The 15,506-nt window shown below is 66.4% G+C and carries 12 protein-coding genes; 9 read left to right on the top strand and 3 right to left on the bottom strand.

Annotation, left to right across the window (positions count from 1 at the left end; genetic code table 11):
- Nucleotides 1-424: 424 nt before the first annotated feature.
- The 3 genes from GIW57_RS22360 to GIW57_RS22350 form a co-directional block, all read right to left on the bottom strand.
- A complete protein-coding gene (locus GIW57_RS22360) occupies nucleotides 425-1,633 on the bottom strand; it encodes an acetyl-CoA C-acyltransferase (protein WP_236512937.1) in 1,209 nt (402 codons plus the stop codon).
- A gap of 103 nt (nucleotides 1,634-1,736) precedes the next feature.
- Nucleotides 1,737-4,109 (bottom strand): 3-hydroxyacyl-CoA dehydrogenase/enoyl-CoA hydratase family protein, encoded by a 2,373-nt coding sequence (locus tag GIW57_RS22355; RefSeq protein WP_100465090.1) that lies wholly within the window; start codon nucleotides 4,107-4,109, stop codon nucleotides 1,737-1,739.
- A 26-nt stretch (nucleotides 4,110-4,135) separates the two neighbouring features.
- Nucleotides 4,136-4,804 carry a TetR family transcriptional regulator gene (locus GIW57_RS22350; protein WP_229980907.1) on the bottom strand — a complete coding sequence of 223 codons (669 nt, stop codon included), beginning with the start codon at nucleotides 4,802-4,804 and terminating at the stop codon, nucleotides 4,136-4,138.
- 346 nt (nucleotides 4,805-5,150) lie between these two features.
- On the opposite strand from GIW57_RS22350, the gene ndk reads away from it, so the two are divergent.
- The 9 genes from ndk to GIW57_RS22305 all read left to right on the top strand — a co-directional run bounded on the left by ndk (nucleotide 5,151) and on the right by GIW57_RS22305 (nucleotide 15,357).
- The gene (gene ndk / locus GIW57_RS22345; protein WP_008265389.1) at nucleotides 5,151-5,576 is read left to right on the top strand and encodes a nucleoside-diphosphate kinase; all 426 of its coding nucleotides are present in this window, start codon (nucleotides 5,151-5,153) and stop codon (nucleotides 5,574-5,576) included.
- A 10-nt stretch (nucleotides 5,577-5,586) separates the two neighbouring features.
- Nucleotides 5,587-6,792, top strand: a complete 1,206-nt coding sequence (gene rlmN, locus GIW57_RS22340) for a 23S rRNA (adenine(2503)-C(2))-methyltransferase RlmN (RefSeq protein WP_089240538.1) — start codon at nucleotides 5,587-5,589, stop codon at nucleotides 6,790-6,792.
- Complete coding sequence (gene pilW, locus GIW57_RS22335; RefSeq protein WP_236512935.1) at nucleotides 6,779-7,564, top strand: type IV pilus biogenesis/stability protein PilW; 786 nt, start codon at nucleotides 6,779-6,781, stop codon at nucleotides 7,562-7,564. The genes rlmN and pilW overlap by 14 nt, the downstream gene beginning before the upstream one ends.
- A gap of 18 nt (nucleotides 7,565-7,582) precedes the next feature.
- A complete protein-coding gene (locus tag GIW57_RS22330; protein WP_236512933.1) occupies nucleotides 7,583-8,443 on the top strand; it encodes a RodZ domain-containing protein in 861 nt (286 codons plus the stop codon).
- A 65-nt stretch (nucleotides 8,444-8,508) separates the two neighbouring features.
- Nucleotides 8,509-9,147 (top strand): tetratricopeptide repeat protein, encoded by a 639-nt coding sequence (locus tag GIW57_RS22325; RefSeq protein WP_100465102.1) that lies wholly within the window; start codon nucleotides 8,509-8,511, stop codon nucleotides 9,145-9,147.
- A complete protein-coding gene (gene bamB / locus GIW57_RS22320) occupies nucleotides 9,147-10,355 on the top strand; it encodes an outer membrane protein assembly factor BamB (protein WP_236512931.1) in 1,209 nt (402 codons plus the stop codon). The genes GIW57_RS22325 and bamB overlap by 1 nt, the downstream gene beginning before the upstream one ends.
- 15 nt (nucleotides 10,356-10,370) lie before the next feature.
- The gene (der, locus tag GIW57_RS22315) at nucleotides 10,371-11,768 is read left to right on the top strand and encodes a ribosome biogenesis GTPase Der (RefSeq protein WP_025874993.1); all 1,398 of its coding nucleotides are present in this window, start codon (nucleotides 10,371-10,373) and stop codon (nucleotides 11,766-11,768) included.
- Nucleotides 11,769-11,980: 212 nt separating this feature from the next.
- Complete coding sequence (moeB, locus tag GIW57_RS22310; RefSeq protein WP_236512929.1) at nucleotides 11,981-13,117, top strand: molybdopterin-synthase adenylyltransferase MoeB; 1,137 nt, start codon at nucleotides 11,981-11,983, stop codon at nucleotides 13,115-13,117.
- A gap of 404 nt (nucleotides 13,118-13,521) precedes the next feature.
- The gene (locus tag GIW57_RS22305; RefSeq protein ID WP_205405671.1) at nucleotides 13,522-15,357 is read left to right on the top strand and encodes a monovalent cation:proton antiporter-2 (CPA2) family protein; all 1,836 of its coding nucleotides are present in this window, start codon (nucleotides 13,522-13,524) and stop codon (nucleotides 15,355-15,357) included.
- Nucleotides 15,358-15,506: the final 149 nt, after the last annotated feature.

The raw sequence follows: 15,506 nt of genomic DNA, 5'->3' as shown, positions 1-15,506 counted from the left end.
CATCGTCGGACGCGGCAGTGGTGTAGAAGAGACGGGCAGGACACGCCGTGAACCCATCCATGGGGGCTCGTAGGCGCCATCCATGGCGCCTGCGGTCCTGCAGCGGCCCGCCCCCGCCTCTCGACAGTTGGCTGGTGGCGCGGACGGGAAGGGCGGAATCAAGAGCAGGGCAGAAACAAAAAAGGCAGCCGAGGGCTGCCTTTTTCGTTTCCGGAGCATCCACGCATGGCGTGGATCTACTGCCTTTGCTCACCCCTCCGCTGCGCGGAATGTTGGGTGGTCCGGGTGGGTGAGACTGACCGGGACTGTCAGCGGCATGGATGCCGCTGCCAAGCCTACAGGGATGTACTTGCGGCGTGTCCCGAGCAGTCTCACCCACCCGGGCCCACAGCCAGCCAACAATCAGCCGGCAACGCTTTGAACCTTACAGCGCCTCGAAAATGCCGGCTGCGCCCATGCCGGTGCCGATGCACATGGTCACCATGCCGTACTTCTGCTGGCGACGACGCAGGCCGTGCAGCAGGGTCGCGGTACGGATCGCACCGGTCGCACCCAGCGGGTGGCCCAGGGCGATCGCGCCGCCCAGCGGATTGACCTTGCTCGGGTCCAGGCCGCAATCGCGGATCACCGCCAGCGACTGGGCCGCGAAGGCTTCGTTGAGCTCGATCCAGTCCAGCTGGTCCTGGGTCAGGCCGGCCTGCTTCAGCGCCTTCGGAATCGCGGCGATCGGGCCGATGCCCATCACTTCCGGGCGCACGCCGGCCACCGAGAAGCTGACGAAACGGGCCAGCGGGGTCAGGCCGTAATCCTTGATCGCCTGTTCCGACGCCAGCAGCACCGCGCCGGCGCCATCGCTCATCTGCGAGGAGTTGCCGGCGGTGACGGTGCCGCCGAACAGGCCGTTGCGGAACACCGGGCGCAGCTTGGCCAGGCCTTCAGCGGAGGAATCCGGACGCGGGCCTTCGTCGGTGTCGGCCACCTTGTTGCGGGTGATGATGCGCTTGCCGTCGGCCAGGTCGGGCTGGTGCGAGACGATCTCGTACGGGCTGATCTCGTCCTTGAAGTCACCATTCTGGATGGCAGCCATGGCCTTCTGGTGCGAGGCCAGGGCGAACGCGTCCTGGTCTTCGCGCGAGACCTTCCACTCTTCAGCGACCTTCTCGGCGGTGATGCCCATGCCGTAGGCGATGGCGACGTGGTCGTTGTCGAACACGCTCGGGGCCATCGCGATCTTGTTGCCCATCATCGGCACCATCGACATCGATTCGGTGCCGCCGGCCAGCATCAGGTCGGCATTGCCGAGGCGGATCGCGTCGGCCGCCTGCGCCACGGCCTGCAGGCCGGAGGAGCAGAAGCGGTTCACGGTCTGCGCGGCTATGGTGTTCGGCAGGCCGGCCAGCAGCACGCCGATGCGGGCGACGTTCATGCCCTGCTCGGCTTCCGGCATCGCACAGCCGATGATCGCGTCATCGATGCGGTTGACGTCCACGCCCGGTGCCTGCGCGACGACGCTGCGCAGCACGTGGGCAAGCATGTCATCGGGGCGGGTGTTGCGGAACATGCCCTTGGGCGCCTTGCCAACCGGGGTGCGGGTGGCGGCGACGATGTAGGCGTCCTGGATTTGCTTGGTCATTGCAGTGATCTCTTGAGTTTTTACCGGCGTGCCGACCAAGGTCGGCACCTACCAGAAGCAGGGGACGGTGCCGCCCCGAATCAGGGGCGGCACCCACCATCAATCAATTACGCAGCGGCTTGCCGGTCTTGAGCATGTGCGCGATGCGGGCCTGGGTCTTTTCCTGCTGGGCCAGTTCGACGAAGTGCTTGCGCTCCAGGGTCAGCAGCCACTCTTCATCGACCAGGGTGCCGCGGTCGACCTTGCCGCCGCACAGCACGGTGGCGATGCGCTCGGCGATCTCGTAGTCGTACGGGCTGATGAAGCGGCCTTCCAGCATGTTGACCAGCATCATCTTGAAGGTCGCGATGCCGACGTCACCGGCCACCTGGATGCGGCGTGCCGGCAGCGGCGGACGGTAGCCCGCTTCGGCCAGCGCACGTGCTTCGGCCTTGGCGATGTACAGCGCCTCGTAGCTGTTGAACACCACCTTGTCGGTGCTGCGCAGCAGGCCCAGTTCCTGGGCGTTGACCGCCGAGTTGGACACCTTGGCCATCGCCACGGTCTCGAAGGTCTTCTTCAGTTCGGCGAACACGTCACCGCCCGGGCCTGCGGCCTGCGAGGCGCGCACGGCCAGTTCCTTCAGGCCACCACCGGCCGGCAGCAGGCCGACGCCGGCTTCGACCAGGCCGATGTAGCTTTCCAGGAAGGCCACGGTCTTGGCGCTGTGCATCTGGAATTCGCAACCGCCACCCAGGGCCAGGCCACGCACCGCAGCCACCACCGGCACCAGCGAGTACTTGATGCGCTGGCTGGTGCGCTGGAAGTTGTGCACCATTTCCTCGAACTGGTCGACCTTGCCGGCCTGCAGCAGGCCGAGCGCACCGGCCAGGTCGGCACCGGCGGAGAAGGGCTCCTTCTGCTGCCAGATCACCAGGCCCTGGAAGTCCTTCTCGGCGCGCGTGACGCACTCCTGCAGGCCGTCCAGCACGTGGTCGGACACGGTGTTCATCTTGGTCTTGAAGCTGACCACGGCGATGCCATCACCGTCGTGCCACATGCGCAGGCCGTCGTTCTCGAACACGGTCTCGCCCGGCGCGAACTTCTCGCCCAGCAGCGGATCCGGGAAGCGCTGGCGCTGGTACACCGGCAGCGACGAACGCGGCAGCTTGGCGTTGCGCGACGGGCTGTAGCTGCCCTCGGCGGCGTGCACACCGTCGCGGCCATCGAACACCCAATCCGGCAGCGGGGCGTTGCTCATGCTCTTGCCGGCGACGATGTCGTCGGCGATCCACTGCGCGACCTGCTTCCAGCCGGCGGCCTGCCAGGTTTCGAACGGGCCCAGCGACCAGCCGTAGCCCCAGCGGATGGCCAGGTCGACGTCGCGCGCGGTCTCGGCGATGTCGGCCAGGTGGTAGGCGCTGTAGTGGAACAGATCGCGGAAGGTCGCCCACAGGAACTGCGCCTGCGGATGCTGGCTCTCGCGCAGCTTGGCGAACTTCTCGGCCGGGTTCTTGATCTTCAGGATCTCGACCACTTCCGGTGCGGCGGCGCGGTCAGCCGGACGGTAGTCCTGCTTTTCCAGGTCCAGCACCACGATGTCCTTGCCGACCTTGCGGAAGATGCCGGCGCCGGTCTTCTGGCCCAGTGCACCCTTGGAAATCAGCGCATCCAGCCACTTCGGCGACTTGAAGAATTCATGCCACGGGTCGTTCGGCAGGGTATCGCCCATGGTCTTGATGACGTGGGCCATGGTGTCCAGGCCGACCACGTCGGAGGTGCGGTAGGTGGCCGACTTCGGGCGGCCGACCAGCGGGCCGGTCAGGCCGTCCACTTCGTCAAAGCCCAGGCCGAACTGCTGGGTGTGGTGGATGGTGGACAGGATCGAGAACACGCCGATGCGGTTGCCGATGAAGTTCGGGGTGTCCTTGGCGTACACCACGCCCTTGCCCAGGGTGGTGACCAGGAATGCTTCCAGGCCTTCCAGCACGCTGGCGTCGGTGGTGGTGGCCGGAATCAGCTCGGCCAGGTGCATGTAGCGCGGCGGGTTGAAGAAGTGCACGCCACAGAAGCGGTGGCGCAGCTGTTCCGGCAGCACGTCGGCCAGCTTGTTGATGCCCAGGCCCGAGGTGTTGGAGGCCAGCACGGCGTGGTCGGCCACGAACGGCGCAATCTTCTTGTACAGGTCCTGCTTCCAGTCCATGCGCTCGGCGATGGCCTCGATGATCAGGTCGCAGTCTTTCAGCTGTTCCAGGCCGGTCTCGTAGTTGGCCGGGGTGATGGCTTCGGCCAGCGACTTGCTGGCCAGCGGCGCCGGGCTCAGCTTGCCGAGGTTGGCGATCGACTTCAGCACGATGCCATCGGCCGGACCTTCCTTGGCAGGCAGGTCGAACAGCACGGTGTCGACGCCGGCATTGGTGAGGTGGGCGGCGATCTGGGCACCCATGACGCCGGCACCCAGCACGGCGGCGCGGCGGACTAGCAGGGAATTGGACATGGTGTAGGGCCTTTGTTGGTCAGCAGTTACTGGGTGGAATCAATGGAGGCGGGCAGGGCGCTGCCGCTGCGGGCGGCGGCGCGGAATCCGGCCTCGGCGAAATGGATCAGTTCATGCGCGGCATGGGCACGATGCGCCGTTTCGGTGACACCGGCGGGTCGCTTGATCAGCCCGAAATCGGCCATGGCATACGTCAGCGAGCCGGCCAGGAAGTCCAGGCGCCAATAGAGCTCTTCCTTGCTCAGGTCCGGCACGCATTCGGCGATGGCCTTGCCGAACGCACGCAGCACGTGGCCATAGTGGTCGGACAGGAACTTGCGCAGGTTGTCGTTCTTTTCGGCGTAGGCGCGGGCGATCACGCGGACGAAGGCGCCGCCGTTCTGGCGGTCCTGGGCCAGTGCCAGGGCCGGCTCGACGAAGGCAGCCAGCACCGGCCGCAGTTGCCCGGGGTGTTCGTTGCGGGCGCGCTCGAGCTGGGCCAGGCGGGCGCCGGTCATCTCGTCCATGCGGCGGCGGAAGACCTCGTTGACCAGGTTTTCCTTGGAGCCGAAGTGGTAGTTCACCGCAGCGATGTTGACGTCGGCCTGGCTGGTGACCTGGCGCAGCGAGGTGCCGGCAAAGCCGTGCTGGGCGAACAGCTCCTCGGCGGCGCCGAGGATCCGGTCCTTGGTCGAGAAGTGGGCGGGCTTGGCCATCGGGCGGGCAGACCTTAATCAAACGATTGTTTGATACTAGAACCAGACGGTAGCGTATGGCATTTTGCAGTGCAGCAAAAATGCTCGGGCCGGTCAGAATCAGCTCAGGTGGGTGAATGGGCGGACCTGAACCTGTAGAGCCGAGCCCATGCTCGGCTGCTCTTCGGCCCAAAGGCCAGCCGAGCATGGGCTCGGCTCTACAGGAGGGCCGCACGGCCCTCTACCACGCACGGACTTTATCTTTTACAATCCGCCCACGTTTATCAGGCTAAGCCCGCGTTTCGACGCGGCTTTTTTTTTGTTACCCTTCGGGCCATCAGCGGCCCGATTCCATTGGAGACATCCCATGGCGCTGGAGCGCACCCTTTCGATCATCAAGCCGGACGCCGTTGCCAAGAACGTCATCGGCGAAATCTACGCCCGCTTTGAAAAGGCTGGCCTGAAGGTCGTGGCCGCCAAGTACAAGCAGCTGTCGCGCCGTGAAGCCGAAGGCTTCTACGCCGTGCACCGCGAGCGTCCGTTCTTCAACGCACTGGTCGAGTTCATGATCTCCGGCCCGGTGATGATCCAGGCCCTGGAAGGCGAGAACGCCGTCCTGGCCCACCGCGACCTGCTGGGCGCCACCAATCCGAAGGAAGCCGCTGCGGGCACCATCCGCGCCGACTTCGCCGAATCCATCGATGCCAATGCCGCCCACGGCTCGGACTCGGTCGAGAACGCCGCGATCGAAATCGCCTACTTCTTCGCCGCCACCGAAGTCGTTTCGCGCTGAGAGTGATGCCGTGAACGAGGTCGTACAGCCAACCGCCATCCCTTCCGTACTCGTTGCGGGTCCGGTTGTGGCAAAGCAGAATCTGCTCGACCTCGATCGCGAGGGTCTGGAGCGCTTCTTCGCCGAGACTCTCGGCGAAGCGCGCTACCGCGCCCATCAGGTGATGAAGTGGATCCACCATCACTACGTCACCGATTTCGATGAGATGACCGACCTGGGCAAGGCGCTGCGTGCCAAGCTGCACCAGCACGCCGAGGTCCGCGTCCCCAACATCGTGTTCGACAAGCCCTCCGCCGACGGCACCCACAAGTGGCTGCTGGCGATGGGCACCGATGGCAAGAACGCCATCGAGGCGGTCTACATTCCGGACAAGAACCGCGGCACCCTGTGCGTGTCTTCGCAGGTGGGCTGCGCGCTGAACTGCACGTTCTGTTCCACCGCCACCCAGGGCTTCAACCGCAACCTCTCCACTGCCGAGATCATCGGCCAGGTATGGGTCGCTGCGCGTCATCTGGGCAACATCCCGCACAAGCAGCGTCGTCTCACCAACGTGGTGATGATGGGCATGGGCGAGCCGTTGATGAATTTCGACAACGTCGTGCGCGCCATGAGCGTGATGCGCGACGACCTGGGCTACGGCCTGGCCAACAAGCGCGTGACCCTGTCGACCTCCGGCCTGGTGCCGCAGATCGACCGCCTGTCCGCCGAAAGCGACGTGTCGCTGGCAGTGTCGCTGCACGCGGCCGACGATGCGCTGCGCGAGACGCTGGTCCCGCTCAACAAGAAGTACCCGATCGCCGAGCTGATGGCATCGTGCGCACGCTACCTGCGCGCCAACAAGCGCCGCGAGTCGGTGACCTTTGAATACACCCTGATGAAGGGCATCAACGACCAGCCCGAGCATGCCCGGCAACTGGCGCGGCTGATGCGCCAGTTCGACAACGCCGTGCAGGCGTCGCACTCGGGCAAGGTCAACCTGATTCCGTTCAATCCCTTCCCGGGGACGCGCTACGAGCGTTCCGAAGAAGCGCATATCCGTGCCTTCCAGAAGATCCTGCTCGACGCGAAGGTGCTGACCATGGTGCGCCGCACCCGTGGCGACGACATCGACGCTGCCTGTGGCCAGCTCAAGGGCCAGGTGATGGATCGCACCCGCCGCCAGGCTGAGTTCAACAAGACACTGCAGGCGGGGAAGGGGAGCGATGCTGCTGCCTGACCGCTTCTGGCTGGCGCTGCTTGCAGGCGTGCTGGCCCTCTCGGTCACCGCTTGCAAATCGCAACCCAAAGCCAAGCTGGGCCCCAGCCAGGCGACGGTCTATTCGGTCCGCGATCCTGAAGGCGTTCGTCGCCAGGTCCGGGCGGCGGATCTGCTCGCTCTGGCCGTCCGCGACATGCAGAGCGGCAACCTCGATGCGGCCGAGCGCAAGACGCGTGACGCGATCAAGCTGGCCCCTGCCGACCCCGATGCACTGGTGCTGCTGGCCGGCATCGACGATCAGCGTGGCCGCACCCGGCAGGCGGGGGAAGGCTTCCGCCGGGCCGCCGAGCTGGCGCCGCAGCGGGGTGATGTACTCAATAATTATGGCGCCTGGCTGTGCCAGAACGGCAAGGCCGCCGAGTCGCTGGCCTGGTTCGACCGTGCGCTGCAGGCGCCCAGCTACACCACGCCGGCCGAGGCGCAGGCCAATGCCGGCAGCTGTGCGTTGGACGCTGGCCAGATGGATCGCGCCGAACGCAACCTGCGTGCGGCCTTGGCGCAGGTGCCAAACAACCCGGTCGCGCTGGAGGCAATGGCCCAGCTGAGCTTCCGTCGCGGCCAGTTCATGGAGGCCCGCGCCTTCGCCGAACGTAGGATTGCGGCTGCACCGGCCACGCGTTCCGTGTTACAACTTGCGTCTCAAATCGAGGCGCGGCTGGGTGATCAGGCAGCATCTGATCGCTATCTTCAGCGGATTCGACAGGAATTTCCGCAGGACGCGGGCTCCTAACTCCAGGGTTGATGCATTGTGATTGATGACCAGACTGTGAGCGATCTCGAGACTGTGGCCGGCTGCGGCACCCGCCTGCGCCAGGCCCGCGAGGCCGCCGGACTGACCCTCGAAGACGTCGGCCAGCGCCTGCGCATGCCGGTGCAAGTGGTGAAGTCGCTCGAACAGGAGCAGTGGCAGAAGCTCGGTGCGCCGGTGTTCGTGCGCGGCCAGCTGCGCAGCTATGCCCGCCTGCTCGGGGTCGACGTCAGCGAACTGCTGGAGCAGGCCCAGGTTGGCCCGGTGGTTCCGCCGACCCTGGTCAGCCACACTCATACCCCACGTGCGCGCCGCATCGCCGAGAATCTCGGCCGGCGTGTGCTGTATGTCGGCATCACCGCCGTACTGGCCGTCCCGGTCTGGTTCGCCACCCGTGGCCACTTCGATGGCACCTCGCCCTCGCCGAACACCGCCTCGCTGGACGTGATCCCGGCCGCCGTAACGGTTACCCCGGCCGGTCCCGGGTCTGCCGCTGCCGCGCCGGCCGAAGTGGCGGCCGCGCCCGTCGTCAAGCCGACCGCTACCCCTTACGTCGCTTCGCTGGCCCCGGTGCCCCGCGCTGCGCCGGCCGCTGCCGCCAACCTGGACATGCAGTTCAGCGGCGACAGCTGGGTCGACATCGCCGGTCCGGATGGCGGCAGTGTCGAGAAAGCGCTGATCAAGGCGGGCGAGACCCGCAGCTTCACTCCCGGCCAGGTGGCCCGGGTCACCCTGGGCAACGCCTCGGCGGTCCAGGTTCAGCAGAACGGCGCTATCGTCGATCTGACGCCCTACCAGCGAGCCAACGTGGCACGCTTTCAGGTATCCTCTGAAGGCTCCGTAGTCCCGGTTTCGCACTGAGGCGCGGTTTCACCACCTTCGATTAATCCCAATGGTCCCTCCCGACGGGCGGGGCGAGAGTACGCATGGCGATCGACGACCTGCTCGACGAGCACGAACAAAGTGAACGCGTCCGCAGCTGGCTGCGGAAGAATGGTGCCAGCATCCTCGGTGGCGTAGTCATCGCCATCGGTGCCATTGCCGGCTGGCAGTGGTACCAGAAGGACCAGGGCGGCAAGCTGGCCTCGGCCAATGTCGAGTACCAGAAGGCCCTGGTGGGTCTGCAGGCAAACAAGCTCGATGACGCGGCCAAGGCGGTCAAGGCGCTGGAGGCTGGCCCGTCCAGCATCTATGGCGATCTGGCTGCGCTGCAGCTGGCCAAGGCCCAGGTCGATGCGGGCAAGAATGAAGAAGCGCTGGCTACCCTGCGCGCGGTGAAGGTCGAAGGTGACCTGCAGCGCGTGGTCGACCAGCGCGTGGCACGCCTGCTGGTGGCGACCGGCAAGGGCGATGAAGCGATCAAGCTGCTGGGCAGCGCCACCGACAGCAGCAGCCTGGAAATCCATGGCGATGCGCTGATGGCGCAGGGCAAGCGTGACGCGGCCCGCGAACAGTATGAGAAGGCGCTGAAGACGCTGGACGTGGCAGCGCCGCAGCGGCGCCTGCTGGAAACCAAGGTTATGGACGCCGGCGGCACCGTCGCCGCCCCTGCGGAGTCGGTTTGATGAGTCAGAAGGTCATGATCACGCGCGTCGCCACCGTACTCCTGCTCGGTATGGCGCTGTCCGGTTGTAGCACCATGAAGGGCTGGTTCGCCGGCAAGGACGCAGCAGCGAAGAAGGCACAGGAGCCGGCTGAACTGGTCAAGTTCGAGCCGACCCTGAAGGTCAACAAGGCCTGGTCGGTCAACCTCGGCAAGGGCGAGCGCCGCATCGGCGTACGCCAGGGCCCGGCAGTGGCCAATGGCCACGTGTTCGCCGCGGCGATCACCGGTGGCGTGCACGCCATCGACCTGCAGACCGGCAAGAAGGTCTGGACCTGGGAGCCGAAGAAGGAAAAGAAGAAGGCCAAGCTGCGGCTGTCCGGTGGTCCGGGCGTCGGTGAGAACCTGGTGGTCATCGGTACCCTCGATGGCCAGGTGATCGCGCTGGACATCAACGATGGCAGCGAGAAGTGGCGCGCACGCGTGCCGAACGAAGTCATCGCCGCGCCGGCCATTGCCCAGGGCATGGTCTTCGTGCGCAGCAATGACGGTCGCGTCACCGCGTTCGATGCCGGCAACGGCACCCAGAAGTGGTTCAACCCAAGCGAGCTGCCGGCGCTGACCGTGCGCGGCAACGCGGCGGTGGTGACCGGTCCGGGCGTGCTGTTCATCGGCAAGGACGAGGGCAGCGTCGCTGCGCTGGCCATGCAGGACGGCCGCACGCTGTGGGACCAGAACGTCGGCACCGGCGAAGGCCGTACCGAGCTGGACCGCATGGCCGACGTCGATGGCGCCCCGGTGCTCGACGGCAATACGCTGTTCGTGAGCAGCTTCAAGAACCAGACCATGGCCATCGAAGGCCCGACCGGTCGCCCGCTGTGGGCGCGTGACCATGGCGGTGCCGGCGGTGTGGCGGTGTCTTCGGGCAATGTTTTCGTTACCGACAACAAGGGCGGCGTATTCGGCCTGGACAAGGCCAGCGGCGCGGCGATGTGGTCGCAGACCGCACTGGCCCGGCGCTCGCTGACCGGTCCGGCGCTGCACGGCGACTACGTGGTGGTCGGTGACTACAAGGGATACCTGCATTGGCTGCAGGCCTCCGATGGCGCGATGGCGGCGCGGGCGAAAAGCGGCGGTGATGCGCTTCTGGCCCAGCCAATCGTCGTCGATGGGGTGCTGCTGGTGCAGAACGTTGATGGCAAGCTGACCGCATTCCGGTTGGCAAATTAATACGGAGTAATCGCGATGCTGCCTTTGGTCGCCCTGGTTGGACGGCCGAATGTCGGCAAGTCGACCATATTCAATGCACTGACCCGAACCCGTGACGCCCTGGTCCATGACCAGCCCGGCGTCACCCGGGACCGCAACTATGGCGTCTGCCGGCTTGACGAGGACAACCATTTCCTCGTCGTCGATACCGGCGGCATCGCAGAGGAAGAAGAAGGCCTGGCTGGCGCTACCACGCGCCAGGCCCGCGCTGCCGCTGGCGAAGCTGACCTGATCCTGTTTGTCGTTGATGCCCGCGAGGGCACCTCGGCGATGGACGATGAGATCCTGGCCTGGCTGCGCAAGCTGTCGCGCCCGACGCTGCTGCTGATCAACAAGATCGACGGCACCGACGAGGACACCGTGCGTTCGGAGTTCGCCCGCTACGGCTTCAGCGAGATGCTGACCGTGTCGGCCGCCCACCGCCAGGGCCTGGACGACCTGCTGGACGAGGTCATCCAGCGCCTGCCGGAAGAGGGCAGCGGCGAAGAGCTGGACAACGATCCGAACCGCGTGCGCATCGCCTTCGTCGGCCGCCCGAACGTGGGCAAGTCGACCCTGGTCAACCGCATCCTCGGCGAAGAGCGCATGATCGCCTCGGACGTGCCGGGCACCACCCGCGATTCGATCTCGGTGGACCTGGAGCGTGACGGTCGCGAGTACCGCCTGATCGACACCGCCGGCCTGCGTCGCCGTTCGCGCGTGGACGAGGTCGTCGAGAAGTTCTCGGTGGTCAAGACCATGCAGTCGATCGAGCAGTGCCAGGTAGCCGTGCTGATGCTCGACGCCACCGAAGGCGTGACCGACCAGGACGCCACCGTGCTCGGCGCCGTGCTGGATGCCGGCCGCGCGCTGGTGATCGCGATCAACAAGTGGGACGGCCTGACCGACTACCAGCGTGAGCAGGCGGAAACGATGCTGTCGCTGCGCTTGGGCTTCGTACCGTGGGCCGAGTCCGTGCGCATCTCGGCCAAGCATGGCTCGGGCCTGCGCGAGCTGTTCCGTGCGGTGCACCGCGCGCACGAATCGGCGAACAAGACCTTCACCACCAGCGAAGTGAACAAGGCGCTGGAAGTGGCCTACGAGACCAACCCGCCGCCGACCATCCGCGGCCACGTCTCCAAGCTGCGTTACGTGCACCCGGCCGGCGCCAACCCGCCGACCTTCATCGTGCACGGCACCCGCCTGAAGGAACTGCAGGAGTCGTACAAGCGCTACCTGGAGAACTTCTTCCGCAAGCGCTTCAAGCTGATCGGTACGCCGGTGCAGTTCATCTTCCGCGAGGGTGCCAACCCGTACGAGGGCAAGAAGAACGTGCTGACCGAACGGCAGGTCAAGGCCAAGCGGCGCTTGATGAAGCACGTCAAGGGCAAGTGATCCACGAAAAGGCGGCCGCAGGGCTGCCTTTTTCGTTGTGGCCCATGGGCTGGCGCTACCCCCCGTTTGCGATGGTCCTGTAGAGCCGAGCCCGTGCTCGGCTGCTTTTCGCACGTCAACCGCGGACGCGCTGCACGCGTCAGCCGAGCACGGGCTCGGCTCTACAGATTCTGGTCAAGGCGGGTAGGCGTGGCCTGCGTGATAATGCGGGCATGAGCATTCCAGAGATTTCCCCCGAGCAGGCGCGTGCGCGCGTGGCCCATGGCGCGGTGCTGATCGACGTGCGCGAGGCGCATGAGCGGGCCGGCGGCATGGCCGAAGGCGCGCGCGGCGTCGCCAAGGGCGAGCTGCTGGCTGACGCGGCCGCGCACCTGCCGCGGCCGGAACAGGAGATCCTGCTGATCTGCCAGAGCGGCAAGCGCTCGGCCGATGCGGCGCAGGCGCTGCTGGATGCGGGCTACCCGAACGTGAGCTCCGTCGCTGGCGGCACCGTGGCCTGGCGTGAGTTGTCGCTGCCGCTGGTGCAGCCGCTGACCAGCGCCGCAGACCGCGATTTCTACGACCGCTATTCGCGCCATCTGCTGCTGCCGCAGGTAGGCGAGGCGGGCCAACGTCGGCTGCAGCAGTCCCGGGTGCTGGTGCTGGGCGCGGGCGGGCTGGGTGCACCGGCCGGCTTCTATCTGGCGGCGGCCGGGGTAGGGCACCTGCGTTTCGCCGACCACGACCGTGTCGAGCGCAGCAACCTGCATCGGCAGATCGTGCATACCGAGGCCAGCGTCGGCCAGTTGAAGGTGGATTCGGCGCGTGAGCGGCTGCTGGCATTGAACCCGTCCATCGAGGTCGAGGCCGTGCCCGAGCGGGTGACCTCGGAGAACGTGGACCGCCTGTTGCAGGATGTCGACGTGGTGCTGGACGGTTCGGACAACTTCCCGCTGCGCTACCTGCTCAACGACGCCTGCATCAAGCACGCCAAGCCCATGGTCTACGCCGCCATCGAGCGCTTCGACGGCCAGGTGAGCGTGTTCGATGCCGGTCGCCAGCGTGGCGTGGCGCCGTGCTACCGCTGCCTGTTTCCGGAGCCGCCGCCGCCGGAGTTCGCGCCCAACTGCTCCGAGGCGGGTGTGCTGGGCGTGCTGCCGGGCTTGGCCGGGGTGCTGCAGGCCACCGAGGTGCTGAAGCTGCTGCTGGGCATCGGCGAGCCGCTGGTGGGGCGCCTGCTGCGCTTTGATGCGCTGGGCATGCGTTTCCGTGAGACCGGGATCGGGCCGGACCCGCAGTGCCCGGTGTGCGCGCCGGGTATCCCGTTCCCCGGGTACATCGATTACGCCGCGTTTTGTCGGGGTGGGTGAACCGCGTCGGGGCATCATCCACGCATGGCGTGGATCTACTGGGTGGGCGAACCCGGTTGGGCCTCATCCACGCATGGCGTGGATCTACTGGGGTGGGCGAACCCGGTTGGGCCTCATCCACGCATGGCGTGGATCTACTGTAGAGCCGAGCCTACGCTCGGCTGCTCTTCGCGCTGAGGCCAGAATCAGCCGAGCGTGGGCTCGGCTCTACCGGTCATGGCTTCGGGATTGTGCCAGCCAAGGTTGGCACCTACCGAAGCGCGCGCACGGTTTCAGGATGATGTGCGGGGACAATCCCGTGATCGTTCCATCTCCAAGACAATAAAACGCAACGTACATGCTATTGCCGTCATCGGTGTTGCTCTATCGTTGAGGCCGATTTCGATTTCCGGGGAACCCACCGCATGGCGGTAGAAGCAGCGACCAGCGAGCTGGTCAAGGTCGTCGCCCTGTTGGGCGCAGCGGTGGTGATGGTGCCGCTGTTCCGTCGGCTCGGCCTGGGCTCGGTGCTGGGCTACTTCGCCGCCGGCCTGGCGATCGGCCCGTTCGGGCTCGGCTGGTTCTCCGACCCGCAGGCGATCCTGCATACTGCCGAACTCGGCGTGGTCATGTTCCTGTTCGTCATCGGCCTGGAGATGCGGCCCTCGCACCTGTGGAGCCTGCGCAAGGAAATCTTCGGGCTGGGCACGCTGCAGATCGTCACCTGCGCGCTGGTGCTGACCAGCATCGCCAAGCTGTTCGGGCTGCCGTGGCAGATCGCTTTCATCGGCGCCACCGGTTTCGTGCTGACCTCCACCGCAGTGGTGATGCAGCTGCTGGCCGAGCGCGGCGACATCGCGCTGCCGTCGGGGCAGAAGATCGTTTCGATCCTGTTGTTCGAAGACCTGTTGATCGTGCCGCTGCTGGCGCTTGTCGCGTGGATGGCGCCGGCCGCCGGCAGCGCCGACGGCGAGGGCTCGCGCTGGATGTCGGTAGCCATCGGCGTGGGCGCCATCGTCGGCCTGGTGCTGGTCGGACGCTTCCTGCTCAATCCGCTGTTCCGCGTGCTGGCCGAATCGAAGGCGCGCGAGGTGATGACCGCCGCCGCACTGCTGGTGGTGCTGGGCGCGGCGCTGCTGATGCAGCTGTCCGGCCTGTCGATGGCGATGGGCGCGTTTCTGGCCGGCGTGCTGCTGAGCGAATCGACCTTCCGCCACCAGATCGAAGCGGACATCGAACCGTTCCGCGGCATCCTGCTGGGCCTGTTCTTCCTCAGCGTGGGCATGGCGCTGGACCTGGGCGTGGTGGCCGGCAACTGGCCGATGATCCTCGGCCTGGTGGTCGCGCTGATGGCGGCCAAAGCGCTGTGCATCTACGTGGTGGCGCGACTGATGGGCAGCGACCATGCGCAGGCGCTGGACCGTGGCGTGCTGATGGCCCAAGGCGGCGAGTTCGCCTTCGTGCTGTTCTCGGCCGCTGCGAGCGCCGGCGTGATCAGCCTGGACATCAATGCCAACTTCACCGCCGTGGTGGTGCTGTCGATGGCGCTGACGCCGCTGGTGGTGCTGGTCTACAAGCGCGTGGCGCCGAAGCCGACCGTCAGCCTGGAAGGCGTGGATACCGCCGATGGCCTGTCCGGCAGCGTGCTGCTGATCGGCTTCGGCCGCTTCGGCCAGGTGGCCAGCCAGTCGCTGCTGGCCCGCGACGTGGACGTGACCATCATCGACAACGATGTGGAGATGATCCACAACGCCGAGCGCTTCGGTTTCAAGATCTATTACGGAGACGGCACCCGCTTGGACGTGCTGCATGCCTCCGGCGCGGGCAGTGCGCGGGCGGTGGCGGTGTGCGTGAACAATGCCGAGGATGCCGACCGCATCGTCGAGCTGGTGGCCCATCAGTTCCCGCAGGCCAAGCTGCTGGTGCGCTCGTTCGACCGCGAGCATTCGCTGCGGCTGATCCATGCCGGTGTGGACTTCCAGATCCGCGAAACCTTCGAGTCGGCGCTGCTGTTCGGGCAGGCCGCGCTGGTGGAACTGGGTGCGGAGGAAGACGACGCCCGCGAAATCGCCGAGCAGATCCGCGAGCGCGACGCCGAGCGCTTCGAACTGGAAATGGCCGGCGGCAACCTGCGTGCCGGCGCACACATGGTGTTCGGTACCGCGCTGCCGGGTGTGCCGACGCCGACGCCGTTCACCGCGCCCAAGCGCAAGGCGCGCACGCTCAATGCGGATGAAGTGCCGGAAGAAGAAGAGGAATGATCGCCACGCGCCGCGCTTCGCGCTCGCCGGGCATGGCCCGGCGCTACCGGGGCGTCGCGCGATTCGTGGGTAGCGCCGGGCCATGCCCGGCGAGCGCAGCGGGCGATCGCAGCGGTGGGCGAGGGGGCGTGAATCGGGGACAATAGCGT

The sequence above is a fragment of the Stenotrophomonas sp. PA-6-5C genome (genome assembly GCF_021605635.1).
Lineage (GTDB): Bacteria > Pseudomonadota > Gammaproteobacteria > Xanthomonadales > Xanthomonadaceae > Stenotrophomonas > Stenotrophomonas lactitubi.
The sequence above is the reverse complement of the archived record's forward strand: the minus strand, read 5'-3'. Positions and strand labels throughout refer to the sequence as shown.